This window comes from Bacillus carboniphilus, assembly GCF_020524035.2.
GTDB lineage: Bacteria > Bacillota > Bacilli > Bacillales > JAIVKR01 > Bacillus_CC.
The window spans coordinates 2,675,053-2,697,500 of record NZ_CP129013.1; the positions used below are offsets into that span (position 1 = coordinate 2,675,053).

Annotated in this window: 14 protein-coding genes, 1 rRNA gene and 3 pseudogenes (1 of these 18 running past the window's edge); 8 read left to right on the plus strand and 10 right to left on the minus strand. The window is 35.2% G+C overall.

Annotated elements, in window-relative coordinates; genetic code table 11:
- Window positions 1–33: 33 nt before the first annotated feature.
- From LC087_RS13685 to rpmH, 10 genes are all read right to left on the minus strand, one after another.
- Window positions 34–888, minus strand: a complete 855-nt coding sequence (locus LC087_RS13685) for a ParB/RepB/Spo0J family partition protein (protein WP_226541338.1) — start codon at window positions 886–888, stop codon at window positions 34–36.
- A complete protein-coding gene (locus LC087_RS13690) occupies window positions 881–1,642 on the minus strand; it encodes a ParA family protein (protein ID WP_226541336.1) in 762 nt (253 codons plus the stop codon). Before LC087_RS13690 ends, LC087_RS13685 begins: the two co-directional genes overlap by 8 nt.
- A 199-nt stretch (window positions 1,643–1,841) precedes the next feature.
- The gene (gene noc / locus LC087_RS13695) at window positions 1,842–2,696 is read right to left on the minus strand and encodes a nucleoid occlusion protein (RefSeq protein ID WP_226541334.1); all 855 of its coding nucleotides are present in this window, start codon (window positions 2,694–2,696) and stop codon (window positions 1,842–1,844) included.
- A gap of 156 nt (window positions 2,697–2,852) precedes the next feature.
- Window positions 2,853–3,575 (minus strand): 16S rRNA (guanine(527)-N(7))-methyltransferase RsmG, encoded by a 723-nt coding sequence (rsmG, locus tag LC087_RS13700; RefSeq protein WP_226541333.1) that lies wholly within the window; start codon window positions 3,573–3,575, stop codon window positions 2,853–2,855.
- 108 nt (window positions 3,576–3,683) lie between these two features.
- On the minus strand, window positions 3,684–5,570 hold the full coding sequence (gene mnmG / locus LC087_RS13705; protein WP_306019654.1) for a tRNA uridine-5-carboxymethylaminomethyl(34) synthesis enzyme MnmG: 1,887 nt from the start codon (window positions 5,568–5,570) through the stop codon (window positions 3,684–3,686).
- Window positions 5,571–5,672: 102 nt separating this feature from the next.
- Window positions 5,673–7,058 carry a tRNA uridine-5-carboxymethylaminomethyl(34) synthesis GTPase MnmE gene (mnmE, locus tag LC087_RS13710; protein WP_226541331.1) on the minus strand — a complete coding sequence of 462 codons (1,386 nt, stop codon included), beginning with the start codon at window positions 7,056–7,058 and terminating at the stop codon, window positions 5,673–5,675.
- Between the two features lie 600 nt (window positions 7,059–7,658).
- Window positions 7,659–8,378 (minus strand): RNA-binding cell elongation regulator Jag/EloR, encoded by a 720-nt coding sequence (gene jag, locus LC087_RS13715; RefSeq protein WP_226541330.1) that lies wholly within the window; start codon window positions 8,376–8,378, stop codon window positions 7,659–7,661.
- 2 nt (window positions 8,379–8,380) lie between these two features.
- Window positions 8,381–9,148 (minus strand): YidC family membrane integrase SpoIIIJ, encoded by a 768-nt coding sequence (spoIIIJ, locus tag LC087_RS13720; RefSeq protein WP_226541329.1) that lies wholly within the window; start codon window positions 9,146–9,148, stop codon window positions 8,381–8,383.
- A 491-nt stretch (window positions 9,149–9,639) separates the two neighbouring features.
- Window positions 9,640–9,984 carry a ribonuclease P protein component gene (gene rnpA / locus LC087_RS13725; protein ID WP_226541328.1) on the minus strand — a complete coding sequence of 115 codons (345 nt, stop codon included), beginning with the start codon at window positions 9,982–9,984 and terminating at the stop codon, window positions 9,640–9,642.
- Window positions 9,985–10,216: 232 nt separating this feature from the next.
- Window positions 10,217–10,351, minus strand: coding sequence for a 50S ribosomal protein L34 (rpmH, locus tag LC087_RS13730; protein WP_226541326.1), 135 nt, complete (start codon window positions 10,349–10,351; stop codon window positions 10,217–10,219).
- A gap of 812 nt (window positions 10,352–11,163) precedes the next feature.
- Here rpmH and dnaA point away from each other — a divergent pair.
- From dnaA to LC087_RS13770, 8 genes and pseudogenes are all read left to right on the plus strand, one after another.
- Window positions 11,164–12,514: pseudogene (gene dnaA / locus LC087_RS13735) on the plus strand (chromosomal replication initiator protein DnaA).
- A 173-nt stretch (window positions 12,515–12,687) separates the two neighbouring features.
- Window positions 12,688–13,824: a DNA polymerase III subunit beta gene (gene dnaN / locus LC087_RS13740; RefSeq protein ID WP_226541322.1), complete on the plus strand. Its 1,137-nt coding sequence runs from the start codon at window positions 12,688–12,690 to the stop codon at window positions 13,822–13,824.
- A gap of 148 nt (window positions 13,825–13,972) precedes the next feature.
- Window positions 13,973–14,194 carry a S4 domain-containing protein YaaA gene (gene yaaA, locus LC087_RS13745; protein ID WP_226541321.1) on the plus strand — a complete coding sequence of 74 codons (222 nt, stop codon included), beginning with the start codon at window positions 13,973–13,975 and terminating at the stop codon, window positions 14,192–14,194.
- Window positions 14,195–14,244: 50 nt separating this feature from the next.
- Window positions 14,245–15,363: pseudogene (gene recF / locus LC087_RS13750) on the plus strand (DNA replication/repair protein RecF).
- A gap of 572 nt (window positions 15,364–15,935) precedes the next feature.
- Window positions 15,936–17,858, plus strand: coding sequence for a DNA topoisomerase (ATP-hydrolyzing) subunit B (gene gyrB / locus LC087_RS13755; RefSeq protein ID WP_226541412.1), 1,923 nt, complete (start codon window positions 15,936–15,938; stop codon window positions 17,856–17,858).
- 96 nt (window positions 17,859–17,954) lie between these two features.
- Window positions 17,955–20,439, plus strand: a pseudogene (gene gyrA / locus LC087_RS13760) (DNA gyrase subunit A).
- 394 nt (window positions 20,440–20,833) lie between these two features.
- Window positions 20,834–21,892, plus strand: coding sequence for an HD-GYP domain-containing protein (locus LC087_RS13765; protein ID WP_226541318.1), 1,059 nt, complete (start codon window positions 20,834–20,836; stop codon window positions 21,890–21,892).
- Window positions 21,893–22,166: 274 nt separating this feature from the next.
- Window positions 22,167–22,448 (plus strand): 16S ribosomal RNA (locus LC087_RS13770) (it continues 1,278 nt past the right edge of the window).

Here is a 22,448-nt window from a genome sequence, read left to right on the forward strand (position 1 = left end):
GGACACCAAACCGATGCCCCTTTTCCTTAAAAATTATTCACCTTCTAGATCATGCTCAATAATGTGTAAAATTCGTTCCAAATCTTCATTAGAAAAAAATTCGATTTCTATTTTTCCTTTTTTCTTTTGTCTCTTAATCGTTACAGCAGTTCCTAACCTTTCTCGTAAAACGGATTCACTTTCCTTCAAAAAAACATCTTTCTTAGGCGCTGTTTTTGTTTCACGTGGAACATGTTCATTTAATTTTTGCACAAGCTGCTCAACATGTCTCACACTTAACTTTTCTCGAACGATTTTTTCTGAAAGAGGAGTTAACTTTTCGGTATCCTTTAAACCTAAAAGAGCCCGACCATGGCCCATAGAAAGCTGATTTTCATTTATAAACTGTTGTACTTTCTTCGGTAAAGTAAGTAACCTTAAATGATTGGCTATATGAGGACGACTTTTCCCAATACGAACAGCTAATTCCTCTTGCGTCAGTTGTAAACTTTTCAATAGCTTGGAATAAGCAATAGCCTCCTCGATAGGCGTTAGATCTTCTCGCTGTAAATTTTCCAATAAGGCTAACTCCATCATCTGTTGCTCTGTTAGTTCACGAATGACAGCCGGAATGGTGGAGAGTCTCGCTTCCTTACAAGCTCGATATCTACGTTCTCCTACAACAATTTCAAACCCTTTAATACTCCTGCGTACAATGATAGGTTGAAGAACACCATGTTCTAATATCGACTGTTTTAACTCCTCAATGGATTCTTTTTCAAACGTTTTTCTTGGTTGATATGGATTCGGTCGAATATTATTTAAAGCAATTTCTTGGATGGACTCTCCATTATTAACATCAACATTGGCGAATAAAGCATTAATTCCTTTTCCTAATCCTTTAGACATTATTAGTCACTTCCCTTGCTAAATCTGTATATACTTCCGCGCCTCTTGATCTAGCATCATATGAAATAATAGGCTGTCCATGACTAGGTGCTTCACTCAAGCGTATGTTTCTTGGGATGACGGTTTGATAAACTTTTTCTTTGAAATACTTTTTCACTTCTTCAATCACTTGTATACCAAGATTTGTTCTTGCATCTAACATCGTTAAGAGAACCCCCTCAATCATTAAGTCATGATTGAGATGCTTCTGAACAAGACGAATGGTGTTGAGAAGTTGACTTAAACCTTCCAAGGCATAATATTCACATTGAACAGGAATTAAAACAGAATTCGCAGCAGTTAATGAATTCAAGGTTAAAAGTCCTAGTGATGGAGGACAATCGATTAATATATAATCATAGTTATCTTTCACTTGATCTAATGCTCTTTTTAAACGAACTTCTCGTGATATAGTGGGAACTAACTCTATTTCAGCACCGGCTAATTGAATCGTCGCAGGAATGACGTCTAAATGTTCTACTGATGATGGCCGTATGACTTCAGTAACAGGGGTATCTTCAACTAAAAGGTCATATACACAAGCCTCAACATCTGCTTTCTCAATACCAATACCACTCGTTGCATTCCCTTGAGGGTCAATATCTACTAACAATACCTTCTTTCCAATATGAGCTAAACAAGCTCCTAAATTGACAGAAGTCGTTGTTTTTCCGACACCACCCTTTTGATTCGCTACAGCAATAATCTTACCCAAGATGCCACCTCATTTCTATGACGACTAAAACTATTAATTATTCATATTTTATCATGAAATCAAATACAAAGTAGATGTTTTTACGTATAATTTTTTCCAGAAATTATTTATACGGAGGAAAGGAAAAGAAGTGTAGAGCATCACCTCTTAAACACTTGTAATCGGGATGCTCTAGGAGAAGCTAAGGGATAAAAATGAGCTATTTCGGAATCTTAATTGTCAATTGTATATATTCTTCAAACTCTTCTTCTTTTGAGTCAATTGAAATCCCACTATCACTAACCATACTTAGTGATTGTCGAATTGTATTCATGGCTATACGTGTGTCTCTACTAAATGACTTTCTCTTCGGTTTCGCCTTCTTTTCTTCTACATCTTGATTTAAAACATGTTCAACACGATCTTCTGTTTGCTTTACATTGAGATTTTTTTCGATTACTTCATTTAAGACCTTCACTTGAAGTTCAGGATGTTTTAATGGAATCAAAGACCTCGCATGTCTTTCAGTAATTTGTTTTTGTAGTAAAGCTTCTTGAATTTCTTGTGGTAGCTTTAATAATCTTAATTTATTTGCAATTGTAGATTGTCCCTTACCTAATCGTTGTGCTAATGCTTCTTGAGTTAGATTATGTAGTTCTATTAGTTGTGCAAAAGCCATTGCTTCTTCAATTGACGTTAACTCTTCACGTTGTAAATTTTCAATTAATGCAACTGAAGCTGTTTCGGTATCATTATAATCTTTAATGATGGCAGGAATGGTCTCCCATCCAATTTCTTGAACCGCTCTCCATCTTCTTTCCCCTGCAATAATTTCATATCTTTCTTCATCTACAGAACGTATGACAATTGGTTGAATCATTCCATGCGTACGAATGGTCATCGCCAGTTCTTCTATTTTCTCTTGTGAAAAAACCGTCCGAGGTTGAAATCGATTTGGAATTATTTCTTTAACTGGAATCTCTTTTACTTGTTCAAAATGCTCCTGTTGATTTTGGATCTCTTCCACTTCTTCCTTCTCACTCATTCCAAATAATCGAGTAAATGAATTTTTCATTCATTAACACCACCTTTAAAAACTACCAAATTAGTATTCTCTATTTAGAGCCTATTTTCCTGCTACATTAGTAACAGACATATGTATAATAGGGACATTCAACAACAAATGTTTCACGTGAAACTTTCCAACATAAAGGATGAGAAGATATACACCTTATTCTTCTCCTAACGGATTTTTATTCGGTGTCCCAGGTTTACGTGGAAATTTCTTTGGTGTTGATCTCACTTTGTCAATTTGTATAATGTTTCTTTCACTTTCTTCAATGGGGAGGATGAAAGAATGCCCTTTTCCTAATGCCCCTCCTAAAAGGTGAATAGCCTTCTTCGATTGCTCTAACTCTTCATTTGCTGATGCAGCTTTTAATGCTATAAATTGTCCACCTATTTTAGCAAGAGGCAAGCATAGCTCACTGAGGACAGACAGTCTTGCAACAGCACGCGCTGTCACTAAATCAAAATTCTCTCGAAATTCTTTCTTTTTTGCAAAGGTTTCTGCTCTATCGTGATAAAGAGAAACATCTGTTAGTTGAAGTTCTGAAACAACCTCTTGTAAAAAGGTAATTCTCTTATTTAAAGAATCAACAATCGTTACTTGAAGTTCAGGATAACAAATTTTTAATGGTAAACTAGGAAAACCTGCTCCAGCTCCTACATCACATAACGTTTTTTCACCAGAAAAGTCCACATAAAAAGCAGCTGTAACAGAATCATAAAAATGCTTTAAAAAAACATCTTCTTTTACAGTGATGGAGGTTAAATTAATTTTTTCATTCCATTCAATAAGTAATGTATAATAGCGTTCAAATTGTTCTATTTGGTGCTTTGTTAAATGAACACCACGTTCTTGCAATACAGTTTGAAATTGATTCGTATCCATCTTAAAACCCTTTCATTATTTCAATGACATGAGACACCTTTTTCTAATAATCAGCTTATAGGGACATCCAATTACGATGTTGGATGTCCTAAACACGCACTTATAATACTAGTTTTTCACTTTTGCAAGTCTACCCTGCTCTAGGTATACAAGTAAAATAGAAATGTCCGCCGGATTCACACCGGAAATTCGAGAAGCCTGTGCAACAGAAAGCGGTCTTACTTCCTTTAATTTTTGCTTTGCTTCTGAGGCAATTCCTTTGATTGCATCATAATCAAGATTTTCTGGAATCTTCTTGTTTTCCATCTTCTTCAGTTTCTCAACTTGTTGTAAAGATTTTTCGATATAGCCCTCATACTTAATTTGAATCTCTACTTGCTCCTTCACATCATCTGGGAGATGATTTTCATCTGGAACTAACCTTTCAATATGAAAATAACTTATTTCAGGTCTCTTTAATAAATCCGAAGCTCTAATTCCATCTTTTAATGGACTCCCTCCAACTTCCGTTATCAACTGCTGTGTTTCTTCAGTCGGTTTAATGATCATTGAAAATAATCGCTTTTTCTCTAATTCGACTAAACGTTTTTTCTCTTCAAATAGGCGATATCTTTCTTCTTTTATTAGTCCAATTTCAAATCCTATATCCGTTAAACGTAAATCAGCATTATCATGACGAAGTAATAGACGATATTCGGCACGTGAGGTTAACAAGCGATACGGTTCATTTGTTCCCTTAGTAACTAAATCATCAATTAACACGCCAATGTATGCATCTGACCTACTTAAAACGACCTCTGATTGACCTAATGAGCGTCTACCTGCATTTATCCCTGCCATAATTCCTTGACCTGCAGCTTCTTCGTATCCTGAGGTTCCATTAATCTGGCCTGCCGTAAATAAACCTTGAACCCGCTTTGTTTCAAGAGTGGGCCATAGTTGTGTAGGGACAATCGCATCATATTCAATAGCATAGCCTGGTCTCATCATTTGTACTTGCTCTAACCCTGGAATAGTCGAGAGCATTTTACGTTGAACGTCTTCTGGAAGGCTCGTAGATAAACCTTGAACGTAGACCTCTTGTGTATTTCTTCCTTCGGGCTCCAAAAAGATTTGGTGACGCGGCTTATCATTGAAACGGACAACTTTATCTTCAATGGATGGGCAATATCTTGGTCCCGTCCCTTTAATCATTCCTGAAAACATAGGCGAACGATGTAAATTTTCATCGATGATTTGATGTGTTTCATAGCTTGTATACGTCAACCAGCAAGGAAGTTGATCTGTAATATACTTTGTCGTTTCATAAGAGAACGCCCGAGGGACTTCATCTCCAGGCTGAATTTCTGTTTGGCTATAATCAATGGAGTGGCTATTCACTCTTGGTGGAGTTCCTGTTTTAAATCTTACCAAATCAAAACCTAATTCCTGCAAGTGTTCTGCTAATTTAATTGATGGTTGTTGATTATTAGGTCCACTTGAATAAGAAAGATCACCTAGAATGATTTTTCCTCTTAAAAAGGTACCTGTAGTTAAGACTACTGCTTTAGCAGAATATTCTGCGCCTGTTTGAGTAACGACGCCTTTACACACATGATCCTCTACAATTAACTTCTCTACCATTCCTTGAAGAAGGGTGATGTTTTCTTCATTTTCTAACGTCTTCTTCATTTCATGTTGATACTGAAATTTATCAGCTTGTGCGCGTAAAGCACGGACAGCAGGTCCTTTACCTGTATTCAACATTCTCATTTGAATATGGGTTTTATCGATGTTTTTTCCCATTTCCCCACCGAGTGCATCAATTTCCCTTACAACAATTCCTTTAGCTGGGCCACCAACAGATGGGTTACATGGCATAAACGCCACCATATCTAAGTTGATGGTAATGATCAAGGTTTTTGCACCTAGCCTTGCAGAGGCTAAGCCTGCTTCCACTCCAGCATGTCCAGCACCAACAACAATGACATCATAAGTTCCAGCATTATAACTCATTCATTAACCTCCTTTTAATAGGTGTTCAAGAACGGAAAGTGATCTTAAAAGCCTCTTCCCTTACATCATCAATCCCTTTGAACAACCTTTTGTGTTAAAACCTTATTTCCCTAAACAAAACTGAGCAAATAACTGGTCAATTAAACTTTCTTCAACAGAGTCTCCAATAATTTCACCTAATTGCTCCCAGCATCTTGTTAAATCAATTTGAACGATATCAATTGGCACGCCAGCTTCCACTCCTTGGATCGCTTCATCAATTGAATTTTTAGCTTGATTTAGTAAGGAGATATGTCTTGAATTTGATATATAAGTCATATCCGTATTTTCAATATTCCCCTCAAAGAAAAGTGAACGAATCGCTTCTTCAAGATCATCGATACCTTCATCCTCTTTTAATGAAGTTGTCACAACAGGTCTACGATTTGCTTTCTTTTTAACTTCATTTATATCGATCTTAGTTGGAAGGTCTGTTTTATTGACAATGACAATAACGTTCATTTCTTCAACTGCTTCAAATAACTTCATATCTTCTTCTGTTAACACTTCACTATTATTTAAAACAAGTAAAATTAAGTCTGCTTCTTTTAAGGCTTGCCTTGACTTTTCAACTCCAATTTTCTCCACGATGTCTTCTGTTTCTCTGATACCTGCCGTGTCAATTAAACGTAAAGGAACGCCTCTTACATTGACATACTCCTCAATGACATCTCTAGTCGTCCCAGGTATATCCGTTACAATTGCTTTATTTTCTTGAATAAGGCTGTTTAAGAGCGAGGACTTTCCTACATTAGGACGACCAACAATGGCCGTTTTAATACCTTCTCTTAATATTTTCCCCTGTTTTGCCGTTGATAATAACATATTAAGTTGCTCACTAACATAAGATGCTTTTTCAATCAAAACTTGATGAGTCATTTCTTCTACATCATCGTACTCAGGATAATCAATATTGACCTCTACATGAGCTAAAGTTTCTAAAATTTGTTGTCTAAGTTTTTTAATTAAATTAGATAAACGTCCTTCCATTTGCTTCAAGGCAACATCCATCGCACGATCCGTTTTTGCACGTATGAGATCCATCACTGCCTCTGCTTGAGATAAATCAATTCTTCCATTCAAAAACGCTCGTTTCGTAAACTCTCCTGGTTCAGCTAGTCTTGCCCCATGACTTAATACAAGCTCGAGTACCTTATTTACAGATACTAAACCGCCATGACAATTGATTTCAATAATATCTTCTCTCGTAAAAGTTCGAGGGGCTCTCATACAAGAAATCATTACTTCTTCTATCATATCTTCTGTAGTGGGGTTAATTAAATGACCATAATGAATGGTATGAGTATCTACTTCGGTTAATTGTTTACCCGTTGGTGACTGAAACAAACGGTTTGCAATCGCAAACGCTTCTTGTCCACTTAAACGTACAATCGCAATGGCTCCTTCTCCTACTGGGGTTGAAATTGCAGCAATTGTATCGAATTCCATGGTCTTTCACCTCTCTTTATCGTAATTTCATTTTATATTCAAAGAGAAAAACGATCTATAGTTAAACGACGCACGTTTCTTTATCCACAAAAGAACACCTAGCTCTTTATTTTATCTTATCCACATGTGAATAACAACAGATCACGCTAGGTAAATTTATGCCTGTTGATAAATAAGAAAAGCGCAAGCGCCTTGCTCAGCCACGACAAGCATAAGGCGCGGAGAAAAGAAAGATGTTCTTTATCTTTTGTTCTACGTGACTTATGACCTCGAGTGGTTAGGCGCTGGAGCTAGACAGCAATGTTAGCACCTTCTTATAAAGGACAAAGTTTATACATTCTAATCTTTTAAGAAAAACGCAAGCGCCCGTTTAGCAACGCAAAGAAAAGGAACGTCAACTAAGAACAGTCACATCCTGTGACTAACGTAGATCCACCTACTTCCTGTAGGCGTCTCCTGGTTAGGCGCTGGAGCTAGACAATAAGAAAAGTGAAAGCAGCCGTCTAATCATGAAAATAAGGTTAGAACCATGTTTTCTTATATTTGTACATAAAAAAACTGATTTAGAACATAAACATGTTCCAAATCAGTTTATCTACATTACTTTTTAGATGGTGATATCACAATATAACGATGTGGATCCGCCCCTACAGAAGCTGTTTTCACTCTATGATCATGTACTAACGCTGCATGGATCACTTTCCGCTCATATGAAGGCATTGGCTCCATTGCAACATCTTTACTCGTTTTAAAAGACTTATCTGCCATCCTTTTTGCTAACTGATGAAGCGTTTCTTTTCTTCTTTGACGGTAATTTTCCGCATCAACAACAATATTTAAATATTGAGTTGCGTACCGATTAGCAACAAGTTGTGTTAAATATTGTAGAGAATTTAATGTTTGACCCCGTTTTCCAATCACAAGAGCTAATTGCTCTTCACCTTCGATGAAAAAAGTCACCGTTTTTCCTTCTTTAATTGTACGAACCTCTGCATTTATGTTCATTTTTTCGATAACTTTCGTTAAAAACTGATAAGCTTTTTCAATGGGATCTATTTCCTCTACAACCATCTTGGTATTAGTGGATTCAGAAAAGAGCTCTGAAATCGTCTCTTTTAATGGATTATATTCTTCATCAATGTCTACCTTTTTACATTTCACATTGACAATGGCGGGCTTTTGACCAAAAACACCTAAGAAACCTTTCTTTCCTTCATCAATAATACGAACATCAACATCTTCACGAGCTAAATTTAACTCTTTTAATGCCGATTGAATTGCCTTTTCGACAGTTTGTCCTGTAGCTGTTACTTCTTTCACCCTTATTTTCCACCTGCTTTTTCAGTGGTATTTTGAACAACTGGACCTTTAATAAAAAATGTTTGAATAATCATAAAGATATTTCCGACTACCCAGTATAAAGAAAGTGCTGATGGAAGAGTAATCGCAAAAACAACAATCATAACTGGCATCAAATAAAGCATCATTTGCATTTGTGGGTTCTGGTTTTCTGTACCAGCCATCATTAATTTTTGTTGTGCAAACGTTAAAATACCAGCTAAAACAGGTAAGATATAGTACGGATCACTTACCCCTAAATCAAACCATAAAAACGTATGGTTTTTAATCTCTGACGTTCTCATAATCGCATGATAAAAGCCGATTAAAATAGGCATTTGAATAAGTAGCGGGAAACATCCTGCTAATGGATTAACCCCATGACTTTGGAATAAACTCATCATTTCTTGTTGGAGCTTTTGTTGTGTTTGTTGATCTTTAGAACTATACTTCTCACGTAATTTTTTCATTTCTGGATTCAAAGCTTGCATTGCTTTAGAATTTTTAGTTTGTTTAATCATTAATGGTAAAATCGCAATACGTATAATGAGCGTTACAATAATAATTGAAAGTCCATAACTATTCCCTGTCAGTTCAGCAAAGAATATAATTAGTTGCGATAATGGATATACAATGTACTGATTCCAAAAACCTGTACTATCGGATGTAATAGGATCATTTATTTCTGTACAACCAGATAAAACTGCTACGATCCCTACTAATCCAAGTAGTAATAACATTCGTTTTTTCAAGCGAAATTTCCTCCTAATCTAAAAAAATCTTCTAAAGATCTTGTTCAAAAAAGCAAAGATTAAAGTGCGTGTTCAAAAAGTAGGGAAAAAAGGACGCTGAAGAACGAGGCGGTCTGCTTAATGAACACAGGCTAAGTACAGCCACGTCGCGAGAGCAACGCCTGCGCTAGCCCGTCCTGGGCGTCGAAGCACTCACAGTGTACGTTCTTGGTACATGAGGAGCGGAAAAGCAAACCAACAAAGTTATTCAACCGACATTTTTTTAGGACTTTTTGAACAACCTCTTAAAGAAAGAATTTCTTTTTTCACTTTTGAACATTCACTTTTACAATTTCCAATCCAAACCATATATTAAAAAGCTTGTCCAAACCACAAAGGTATTGTATCATTTTTTAACCTTTTTTTCTCTCAAAACTTAATCCTAAAGGAAGGAGGTCTTATCCATCTGGACAATACTCCACATAATGAAAGACATGATACAGGAACAAACTTTAATTTCTGTTATAAATTTTTGCTTTCTTAAATACATGAAGCAGGCTTTTTTTCACTTCATAGTAGTTCATTTGACTAGTTGGTTTCCTAGCAATAATAATATAATCTTTTCCTGAAGAAAGCTGATCTTTTTCTTCTAAGACTACCTGCCTAATAAGACGTTTAATACGGTTTCTAGTTACCGCGTTCCCAATCTTTTTACTAACAGATAAACCAATTCTAAACTCGCTTAGTTCTGGTCGCTCCATAATATAAATAACAAACTGGCGATTTGCCATTGATCGACCCTTTTGAAAAACTAATTGGAAATCTTCATTTTTCTTTATGCGGTTTTTCTTTCGCATTTTTTTCACTCCACAAACTCATCATAAATGCAAACGTATGAACGAACATCCTGTCCTCTAAAATTATTAGCAACTAGTTTCAATCACATTATGACAAAAAATTCGTTCATTCATTCTCATTTTTTTAGTATTCAACTGTCCAATTTTTTAAAAATCATAGTATCCATCTCTAGCGAATGCACTTTTTTTCTCTTTTTCACTATAAAAAAGATCACTGACAAACTTCAGTGATCTATGCAGACAATACTTTTCTACCTTTCTTACGTCGACGAGCTAGAACCTTACGTCCATTCGCTGAGCTCATGCGACTACGAAAGCCATGTACTTTACTATGTTTACGTTTATTTGGTTGATACGTTCTTTTCATTATATGACACCTCCCTATGAGGAATAGCTTCTTACGACAGTCTAATTAAGTATAGGGAATCACCCTTGCTGTTGTCAACCTTATCAGCAATGAATATTTACGATTATATGTAAAACATTCTTCCATTTTTCCAACCATCAGTTAGATCTAAATGACAAGCTCAATTCATAGAAATGTAGATCTTGTATCTTAAAACATCAAGATTGATCCACGGTTAATTTCATCGTTGACCAGGTGCTCTTAGCTTTTCTTTGATTGTAAAATGCAAATGAAGCCTCTTTCACTTCTTATATTTCAGCAGAAGTCCTTCCCAAAAAACTTTCTGAATTTGTGTGTAACAAATACTTAATGGTTTTCTTAATCGTACATCCTATTGTGGATAATTTTCAAAAGAGTATTTTCTTTCTCCACTTTTTATCGACAAGATTTTCACATATTATCCCCTTGTGGATATTTATTTTAAACAACTTCTTTATATTGTGGATAAGCACAAAAGAATCATTGCAACATCTGATTTATTTTGCTATTATATTTGTGTTTTCACTTTACAAAAAGGAACCAGAAAAGAAGATTATCCACAGTTTGTGGATGAATTGTGGAAAGTTTATTTACAGGGTGTAGATTTGCTTGTCCACATAATAGTGGATAATGTCAGTATGACGTTTTTCTTCTATAATAATTAAACGATGCACATTTTATCCTCAGTGAATAAATATACAACTGTTTGTTTTTTTGAATTTAAACTGCTTAAAAAGGCTTATTAAAGCCACATTATAGTTAGTATTAATTCGTAAGGGAGGGATTTAGAACCATTGGAAAACATAGCTGAATTATGGGATCGTACTTTGCTTGAAATAAAGAAGAAGATTAGTAAACCTAGCTTCGAAACGTGGTTACAGTGGACAAAGGCCCATTCTATACAACAAGACACGTTAATTGTCATTGCACCTAACGATTTTGCTCGTGATTGGCTTGAAAATCGTTATTTGCAACCTATAACTCAAACTTTATTTGATATCACGGGCGAAGAACTATCCATTAAATTCATTATTCCTGAAAATCAAATGGATGAAGAAGTCGTTCCAAAAACACCAATAAAAGCAATTCCTTCACAACAAGAGAGTCAAGACGTTCCGCAACATATGTTAAATCCAAAGTACACCTTTGATACATTTGTTATTGGAACAGGCAACCGCTTTGCTCATGCTGCATCATTAGCTGTGGCTGAAGCTCCAGCAAAAGCTTATAATCCATTATTTATTTATGGAGGAGTCGGTTTAGGTAAAACTCATTTAATGCATGCAATTGGCCATTATGTTATTGATCATAACCCTAATGCTAGTGTTGTTTATTTATCATCAGAAAAATTCACAAATGAGTTTATCAACTCCATTCGTGATAATAAAACCGTTGAATTTAGGAATAAATATCGAAATGTAGATGTTCTTTTAATTGATGATATTCAATTTCTAGCTGGAAAAGAACAAACTCAAGAAGAGTTTTTCCATACGTTTAATTCTCTTCATGACGAAAGTAAACAAATTATTATTTCCAGTGACAGACCACCTAAAGAAATTCCTACTCTCGAAGACCGACTTCGTTCACGTTTTGAATGGGGATTAATTACAGATATCACCCCACCAGATTTAGAAACAAGAATTGCCATATTAAGAAAGAAAGCCAAGGCTGAAGGATTAGATATTCCTAATGAAGTTATGCACTATATTGCTAACCAAATTGATTCAAATATTCGTGAATTAGAAGGAGCGCTTATCCGAGTCGTTGCTTATTCATCTTTAATTAATAAAGATATAAATGCAGACCTTGCCGCTGAAGCCTTAAAAGATATTATTCCCAACTCTAAACCGAAGGTCATTACTATCTTAGAAATTCAAAAAATAGTCGGACAACACTACAATGTAAAATTAGAGGATTTCAAAGCGAAAAAAAAGAACGAAATCTGTTGCTTTTCCTAGGCAAATTGCAATGTATTTATCTAGAAAATTAACAGATTCATCTTTACCGAAGATTGGAGAAGAGTTTGGCGGAAGAGATCATACAACTGTCATTCATGCCCACGAAAAAATATCTAAACTCTTAAGCTCTGACAATCAACTTCAAAAACAACTAAATGAATTAGAAGAAATGATAAAGCGATCATAATGTTAATAACTTAGTCCATTCCATACACAGTCTATCCACATGTGGATAGACTGTGTTTCCCTATTGATTCCCGTGGTTATCCACATATTCACAAGCCCTACTAGTACTTATATATTTTTATATAATAAATATATAACGAATCACTGTTTAATTTTAAGGGAGGTTTGTCATCATTGAAATTTGTCATATATAAAGATAAATTAGTCGAAAGTGTTCAAAATGTTAGTAAAGCTGTATCTTCTAGAACGACAATTCCAATCTTAGTGGGAATTAAAGTTGTAGCAACCGATGAAGGAGTTATATTTACAGGAAGTGATTCTGATATTTCAATTGAGTCCTCCGTAGAAAAACATGAAAACGATCAAATCAATGTTGAAGTTATTCAAACGGGAAAAATCGTTCTACATGCTCGTTTTTTTAGTGAAATCGTAAAAAAATTACCCGATAAACAAGTGGAAATTGAAGTAACAGATAATTTTCATACCATTGTTCGTTCTGGAAAAGCTGAGTTTAATTTAATTGGTTTAGATGCAGAAGAATTTCCTCGTTTGCCAGAGATAGAAGAAGGTTTGTCGTTTCAAATTTCTAATGATCTACTCAAAACAATCATAAGACAAACGGTTTTTGCCGTTTCAACAGCTGAATCAAGACCAATTCTCACGGGAGTAAATTGGGTTATTGAGAAAGACTTGTTAACATGTATTGCTACTGATAGTCACAGGCTGGCTTTAAGAAAAGCGCCAATCTCTATTAATCCAAACAAATCATTTAATGTTGTTATTCCAGGAAAAAGCTTAACCGAATTAAATAAACTTTTAGATGATAATCAAGAGCCTGTTGAAGTTGTCTTTATGGAAAACCAAATTGTGTTTAAAACGAAAAATTTACTTTTATTTTCAAGATTGTTAGAAGGGAATTATCCAGATACTTCTAGGTTAATACCAGATGAAAGTAAGACAGAGTTAACTTTACAAACAAAAGAATTTCTTCAAGCAATTGATCGCGCTTCATTATTGGCAAGAGAAGGAAAACACAATATTGTCAAATTATCAACGTTAACAAACAATACGGTTGAAATTTCTTCTACATCTCCTGAAATCGGAAAAGCAGTCGAAGAACTCCAACTTGAACGTGTAGAGGGAGAAGATTTAAAAATATCCTTCAGTGCAAAGTACATGTTAGATGCTTTAAAATCTTTAGAAGAACAGGAATTAACCATTAGTTTCACAGGAGCTATGAGACCTTTCATATTGCATTCAATCAATGATCAGTCACAGATTCAATTAATTTTGCCAATCCGAACATATTAGATTGAAAATCGTCTCATAAATAATAATTTAAATTAAGGCTACTTCTTTATTGATTAGGATAAAATAATAAATAAAGAGGTAGCTTTCTTTTCAATTGTTTATTTTTTTAGTAAAATAGAAAGTTAGAGACTATATTGAAGGTGAAGATATGAGTCAAATAATTAAAATTGATACTGATTATATAACTCTGGGACAGTTTTTAAAATTAGCAGAAGTGATCCAATCAGGAGGAATGGCTAAATGGTTTCTCCAAGAATATTCTGTTTATATAAATGGTGACAATGACCAGAGACGCGGAAGGAAATTAAAGAATGGAGATCAAGTGGTCATTGAAGAAATTGGTGAATTTGTTGTAGAAGCTAAACAATAAACGGGCGCCCTAAGCTTTTCTTATTCATCTTTAAAGTTGGTGAAACAAGATTGTTTATCAAACATTTAAGTTTGAAAGAATATAGGAATTATCAACATTTACAATTGGATTTCAATAATAAAGTAAATATTTTGATAGGGGAAAATGCTCAAGGTAAAACAAATATTATTGAATCACTTTATGTATTAGCCATGGCTAAATCTCATCGAACAACAAATGATAAAGAGCTTATCCGATGGGAAAAGGAATATGCTAAAATAGAGGGTAAAGTAGCCAAAAGTTCTGAAACGGTATCCTTGCAATTAGTTATCTCCAAAAAAGGAAAAAAAGCTAAATTAAATCACTTAGAGCAAAAAAAATTAAGTCAATATGTTGGTCAATGTAATGTTATTATGTTTGCCCCTGAAGATCTTAACTTGGTAAAAGGAAGCCCACAAATTAGAAGGAAATTCATGGACATGGAAATTGGCCAAGTTTCTCCCCGTTTACTTGCATGATTTATTGCAATATCAAAAAATTATGCAACAAAGAAATCATTATTTAAAACTCCTTCAAGTAAAAAAACAGACAGATGAGGCGATATTAGATGTATTAACTGCTCAATTATGTGAGTCTGCAGCCAAAGTAACATCTAAAAGACAACAGTACATTCATCAACTAGAAAAGTGGGCTAGCCCAATTCATAGTGGAATTAGCAGAGGAACGGAAACATTAACTATTGAGTATGTACCGTCTGTTAATGTATCAAATAATGAAAAATTGTCGAAAATAATAGAGGTATATGAAAAAAAAGTTTCTTGAAACAAGAAAAAGAGAAATTGAAAGAGGAATCACCCTATTTGGTCCTCATAGGGATGATTTAGCTTTTTTTTGTAAACGGGATGGATGTTCAAACTTATGGTTCACAAGGACAGCAACGTTCAACGGCTTTATCTCTTAAATTAGCTGAAATAGAATTGATTTATGAGGAGATAGGTGAGTATCCTATTTTATTGCTTGATGATGTCCTGTCAGAACTTGATCATCACAGACAAACACACTTATTAAATACCATTCAGGGGAAAGTACAAACGTTTGTTACAACTACAAGCACTGAAGGGATTAATCATAAAACAATACACGAGGCCTCTATCTTTCAAGTCGTTTCTGGTACAGTCCATAAAAATTAAAAGTTGGATATGCGTTTAAATTAAGATTGAATACTATTTTAAAACTTGTTTCTATACTGTTTTTTAAAAACATTCTATTTTGCATTAACTTTATATATAGTTGACGATGCATTTTCATCGTTCTTATAGATTTAAACTGTTAACAAAAGTATTAGTCATTCAAAATTATATTATACATGTTAAAAATCGTTTAGAATTTTTTATATGTATTCTCTCTTAAGTCAGATCCTCTTAAGAAAGACGCAAGCCTACGAGTGGTTGGACGCTAGGGAGATAGACAAGAATGAAACAATTGTCTAAAGACGCCCACCTCTTGCGGGCAAAGAAGGAAACATATGCGGTGGAGGATGGTATGTTCTTTCTCTTTTTAGATGGCTTATGAATTTTTGAGACTGACGCTAAAACTGTACATCTAAAAAAGAAGTTTGTTTTTATACTTTCTTATTTCTTAACATAGCTCTTAGTGTTATACTCCACTGTTCTTTTCCCCTACTTTTTGAGCAAGTATATGAAAACCTTTTATAAAAAATATCAATTTGGCAAGAAGAAAAGTGTAGGTGATCGTAATGTCGATGGAACAAGATCGAAATCAACAACATTCATATGATGAGAATCAGATTCAAGTACTTGAAGGATTAGAAGCCGTAAGAAAACGACCAGGAATGTACATTGGTTCAACGAGCGCAAAAGGACTTCATCATCTTGTATGGGAAATTGTTGATAACAGTATTGATGAAGCTCTTGCGGGTTTCTGTACAGATATTAATGTCATTATTGAAGAAGACAATAGTATAACCGTTCAAGATAATGGACGAGGAATACCTGTAGGGATACATGAAAAGATGGGACGACCAGCAGTTGAAGTTATCATGACTGTATTGCATGCTGGTGGGAAGTTTGGCGGTGGCGGTTATAAGGTTTCAGGAGGACTTCATGGAGTAGGTGCTTCTGTTGTTAATGCGCTATCAACCGAACTGGAAGTATTTGTCCATCGAGATAATAAAATATATTACCAAAAATTCCAAAGAGGGGTCCCGGCTGCTGACTTAAAAGTGATTGATGAAACTGATCGTACCGGAACGATTACTCGATTTAAACCAGATCCTCTGATATTTCAAGAAACAATCGAGTATGATTTTGATACGTTAGCTCATCGTTTGCGAGAGCTTGCCTTTTTGAATAGAGGAATTAAAATTACGATAGAAGACCGCCGTGAGGTCAAACAAGTAAAAGAATATTATTATGAAGGTGGAATAAAGTCGTATGTTCAGCATTTGAATCGTACGAAAGAAGTTTTACACGATGAACCTGTCTACATTGAAGGGGAGAAAGATAATATTACTGTAGAGGTAGCCCTTCAATATAACAGTGGCTATACAAGTAACCTTTATTCTTTCGCCAATAATATTCATACGTATGAAGGTGGTTACCATGAGTCAGGTTTTAAGACAGCACTGACTAGAGTGATTAATGATTATGCTAGAAAAAATAACCTCTTCAAAGAAGCTGATTCAAATTTAAGTGGGGAAGATGTACGAGAAGGTATTACAGCCATTATTTCGATCAAGCATCCTGATCCACAATTTGAAGGACAAACGAAAACAAAGCTAGGAAGTTCTGAAGTTCGAACGATTACAGACTCGATATTTACAACAACGTTTGAAACGTTTATGTTGGAGAACCCAGTTGTTGCAAAGAAAATTATCGAAAAAGGATTAATGGCTGCAAGAGCAAGGCTGGCTGCCAAAAAAGCACGTGAATTAACGAGAAGAAAAAATGCTTTAGAGGTGTCAAATTTACCTGGTAAGCTTGCCGACTGTTCTTCCAAAGACCCATCCATAAGTGAATTGTATGTGGTTGAGGGGGATTCTGCAGGAGGTTCTGCTAAACAGGGACGAGACAGACATTTTCAAGCGATATTACCGTTAAAAGGTAAAATTATTAATGTTGAAAAAGCAAGATTAGACAAGATTTTGTCTAACAATGAAGTTCGAACGATTATTACAGCATTAGGCACCGGAATTGGTGAGGACTTTGATATTGGAAAGGCACGTTACCATAAAGTGGTCATCATGACGGATGCAGATGTGGACGGAGCTCATATTAGAACGTTATTACTCACGTTCTTTTATCGATATATGCGAGAAATTATTGAAAGAGGATATGTTTATATTGCACAGCCTCCCCTTTATAAGATTCAACAAGGAAAACGAATTGAGTATGCCTATAATGAGAAGAAAATGAATGAAATTTTTGCTATGCTCCCACAACAACCGAAACCATCGATTCAACGATATAAAGGTCTTGGAGAAATGAACCCAGAACAGCTTTGGGAAACAACACTAGATCCTGAAAATCGTACGCTCTTACAAGTAACTCTAGAAGATGCGATTGAGGCAGATGAAACGTTTGAAATTTTAATGGGAGATAAAGTTGAACCACGTAGAAATTTCATTGAAGAAAATGCTCAATACGTAAAAAATTTAGATATTTAATTTTTAAATAATTACTAGCGACGGAGAAAACGAAGGTGAATATCCTCCGTCCCTTTTAACCTTAATGTTATACACAATTTAGGGAGGTCTTTAAGTATGGCTGAAGATCGAACGTCTGTACATGAAGTAAATATCAGTCAAGAAATGCGTACTTCCTTTTTAGATTACGCAATGAGTGTAATTGTCTCAAGAGCCTTGCCTGACGTTAGAGATGGACTAAAACCTGTTCATCGTAGAATTTTATATGCTATGAACGAACTAGGTATAACCCCCTGATAAACCACATAAAAAATCTGCCCGTATTGTTGGCGATGTTATTGGTAAATATCATCCCCATGGTGATAATGCTGTATACGATACGATGGTAAGAATGGCACAAGATTTTAATATCAGATATATGCTAGTTGATGGCCATGGGAACTTTGGGTCTGTTGATGGTGATGCAGCAGCAGCAATGAGGTATACAGAAGCACGTATGTCCAAAATTGCTTCTGAAATTCTACGAGATATTAATAGAGATACGATTGATTACCAAGATAACTATGATGGATCAGAGAAAGAACCCATTGTTCTTCCGTCTCGTTTTCCTAATTTACTTGTAAATGGAGCTTCTGGTATTGCCGTAGGTATGGCAACGAATATCCCGCCTCATCAGCTTGGTGAAGTGATTGATGGGGTATTGGCACTAAGTGAAAATCAAGATATTTCAATACAAGAGCTTATGAATATTATTCCTGGCCCTGATTTTCCAACCTCTGGCCAAATTTTAGGTCGAAGCGGTATTCGTAAAGCCTATGAAACAGGTAGAGGTTCCATTTTAATACGTGCTAAAGTTGAGATCGAGGAAAGATCCAATGGAAAACAAGCGATCATTGTAACTGAGTTACCATATCAAGTGAATAAAGCTAAATTAGTTGAAAAGATAGCCGAGCTTGTGCGTGACAAAAAAATTGAAGGTGTAACGGATCTTCGAGATGAATCTGATCGAAATGGGATGAGAATTGTCATTGAGGTTCGTAAAGACGCAAATGCAAATGTTTTATTAAATAATTTGTATAAACAAACAGCATTGCAAACTTCATTCGGTATTAATATGCTTTCGTTGGTAGATGGACAACCTAAAGTATTAAATCTTAAAGAGTGTCTGTATTATTACTTAGAGCATCAAAAAGTGATTATTAGAAGAAGAACAGCATTCGACCTTAGAAAAGCAGAGGCTAGAGCACATATACTTGAAGGGTTACGCATTGCCCTTGATCACATTGATGAAGTCATCAACCTGATTAGAAGCTCAAAAACAACTGAGATTGCTCGTAATGGTTTAATGGACCAATTCTCCCTTTCTGAAAAACAAGCTCAAGCAATATTAGACATGCGTTTGCAACGGTTAACAGGTCTTGAAAGAGAAAAAATTGAAGGCGAGTATAACGAGCTTCTTGAACTCATTGCTGAATTAAAAGCAATCCTTGCTGATGAAGAAAAAGTTCTAGCAATCATTCGCGAAGAATTACAAGAAGTGAAAGATAAATTTAATGATGAAAGAAGAACAGAAATTATTACCTCTGGTATTAATGATATTGAAGATGAGGATTTGATTCCAGAAGAGAATATCGTCGTTTCATTAACACGTAATGGCTATATTAAGAGACTACCCGTATCCACTTACCGTAGTCAAAAAAGAGGTGGTCGTGGGATACAAGGTATGGGTATGAATGAAAACGACTTTGTTGAACATCTTTTAACAACGTCTACCCATGATACACTCTTATTTTTCACAAATAAAGGAAAAGTGTATCGGTTAAAAGGGTATGAAATTCCTGAGTATAGTCGTACGGCAAAAGGAATCCCTATCATCAACCTTCTGGAAATCGAAAATGGTGAATGGATTAATGCGATTATTCCTGTTCATGAGTTTGCTGATGATTGGTATTTATTCTTTACGACGAAACAAGGAATTTGTAAACGTTCATCTTTGTCGGCATTTGCTAACATTCGAAAAGGTGGGTTAATTGCCTTAACCTTAAGAGAAGATGATGAATTAATGTCGGTTCGATTAACGGATGGTTCTAAAGAAATGGTAATCGGAACAAAGAATGGGATGCTCATTCGTTTTCATGAACAAGATGTTAGAAATATGGGAAGAACGGCTGCAGGTGTTAAAGGAATCACTCTAGGAAATGATGACCGAGTTGTAGGCATGGAAGTCGTAGGAGAAGACATGCAAATATTGACGGTTACCCATAATGGCTATGGGAAAAAGACGGATATTGAAGAATATCGAAAGCAAAGTAGAGGTGGTAAAGGAATTATCACCTGTAAAATAAAGCCTGATGTTAATGGTCCGATTGTCTCCTTAAAGGCAGTCACTGGCGAAGAAGACTTAATGATTATTACAGCAAGTGGAGTCATTATTAGAATGGATATTAATGATGTTTCAACTTTAGGTAGGAATACACAAGGTGTTAAGTTGATTCGTTTAGGTGAAGAAGATTTTGTTTCTACAGTAGCTCTAGTATCAAAAGAAGAAGAACCTGAAGAATTAGAAGAAGAGATTGAACAACCTACAGAAGAAACTGAATGATACCTTATAGAGGTTGTTTAAAAAGCCCTACGATGGCCTGGATGGCCTAGCATCATCGTTGGCCATAGGACGTGGCTGAACTTAGATGATGTTCCTTAAATGTCGGTTGAATAACTTTGTTGGTTTGCTTTTCCGCTCCTCAGGCGCACACGATGTGCTAGCATCATCGTTAGCCGCAGGACGCGGCTGTTCTTAGATGATGGACTTACAAAGGGCTTCAGCTTTTCTATTCAGCGTCCTTTTTTTCCCTACTTTTTAAACAAACACTTATAGTAAAAAAAGCGCTGTTGATTGAAACGTCAACAGCGCTTTTTTACGGTTGTATACTAGAGCTTACATTATACAATAGTCAATCCTATGTATAATTCGTTATAATAGTCATAGGAGGGTTAAAATGAAAATAAATATCCAAAATTTGCATATAGGAAGCATCATATCGAAAGATGTTTATTCTAAAACTGCAAAACCTATCATTTATCGTGATACAGTGGTTACAGAAGAAGTAATCAATTTATTAAACGTATTCTTAATTGAAAATGTATACATAAATCAAAAGATAATGAAGGATGAAGAAGAAACAGAATATCAGTCAGCTAACTTTTCTAACAATTCCATCGAAGTGAAATTCAAAGAGGTAGCAAATGAATATAGAAGATTATTTAAATCTTGGCAATCTGGTAGCTACATTGATATTGCGAGTGTTAGAAATGTCATACTTCCTTTAATAGAAATCGCTTTGAAAGAACAAGAAAAAGTATTTAATTTATATAAAGTGATCCCTAAAAACGAGTACCTCTATTACCATTCTTCTTATGTAGCTGTAGTTTCAGCTATATTAGCAAATAATATGAAGTACTCATTAGGAGATATTAACCAACTATCACTTGCTTCTTTTTTAATTGATTCTGGTATGTCCAAGATTGATGAAGCGATCTTAATAAAAGAAGGTCCGTTAACCAACGAAGAGATGAAAGAATTAAGGCAGCATCCTTTGTATAGTTATCAATTAGTGAAGGATATTCCTTCTTTAAAAGAAGAAACGGTTTTGGCTGTAATGCAGCACCATGAAAGAATGGATGGTTCAGGATACCCGTTAATGATAAAAAAAGAATCTATCCGTTCCTATTCTCGTATTATTTCAGTAGTGGACTCCTTTTGTTCAGCAATTTCAGTTAGACCTTATAGAAGATGTTTAAATCCATTCACTGTTATGAAAAAGATGTTAAGTGAAAAGGTAGGCAAGTATGACCTAACCGTTATTGATAGTTTAAAAGCTTTTTTTATAAACTCTATCCTAGGTACTAGAGTGAAATTGTCGAATGGTCAAGTTGGAGAGATTGTTTTTATAGACGATAAGAACTTAACAAAGCCGATAGTGAAAGTGAATGATGAAGTAGTAAACTTATTAGAGGGTGATAATCAAAGTATTGAGATTGTTGATATATGTAGGTAGTCATAGATTTCATAATTTTAAATGGTTATGGAGAAGTAGAAATACTGTTTAATAGCTTCTTCTGTCAGATCGAAACGGAAGGTAAATAAATTTATCTATAAAAAATCTATTTTAGTTGTTGACTTATGCTTTTTTTATAGATATAATAAGAAAGTCGCTTAAGAGAGGCGAAGAAATGATCTTTGAAAACTAAACAAACCAAAAGCGTCAATTTTTTTGAAACAACAATGAGTTAGCAAACTCATAAAATGATCAGATTGAATCTGACACCATTTTATCGGAGAGTTTGATCCTGGCTCAGGACGAACGCTGGCGGCGTGCCTAATACATGCAAGTCGAGCGGACTTGATGGAAAGCTTGCTTTCCATCAAGTTAGCGGCGAACGGGTGAGTAACACGTGGGCAACCTGCCTGTAAGACGGGGATAACTCCGGGAAACCGGGGCTAATACCGGATGAACCTTAAGACTACCTAGTCTAAAGTTGAAAGGTGGCTTTTAGCTATCGCTTACAGATGGGCCCGCGGCGCATTAGCTAGTTGGTGAGGTAACGGCTCAC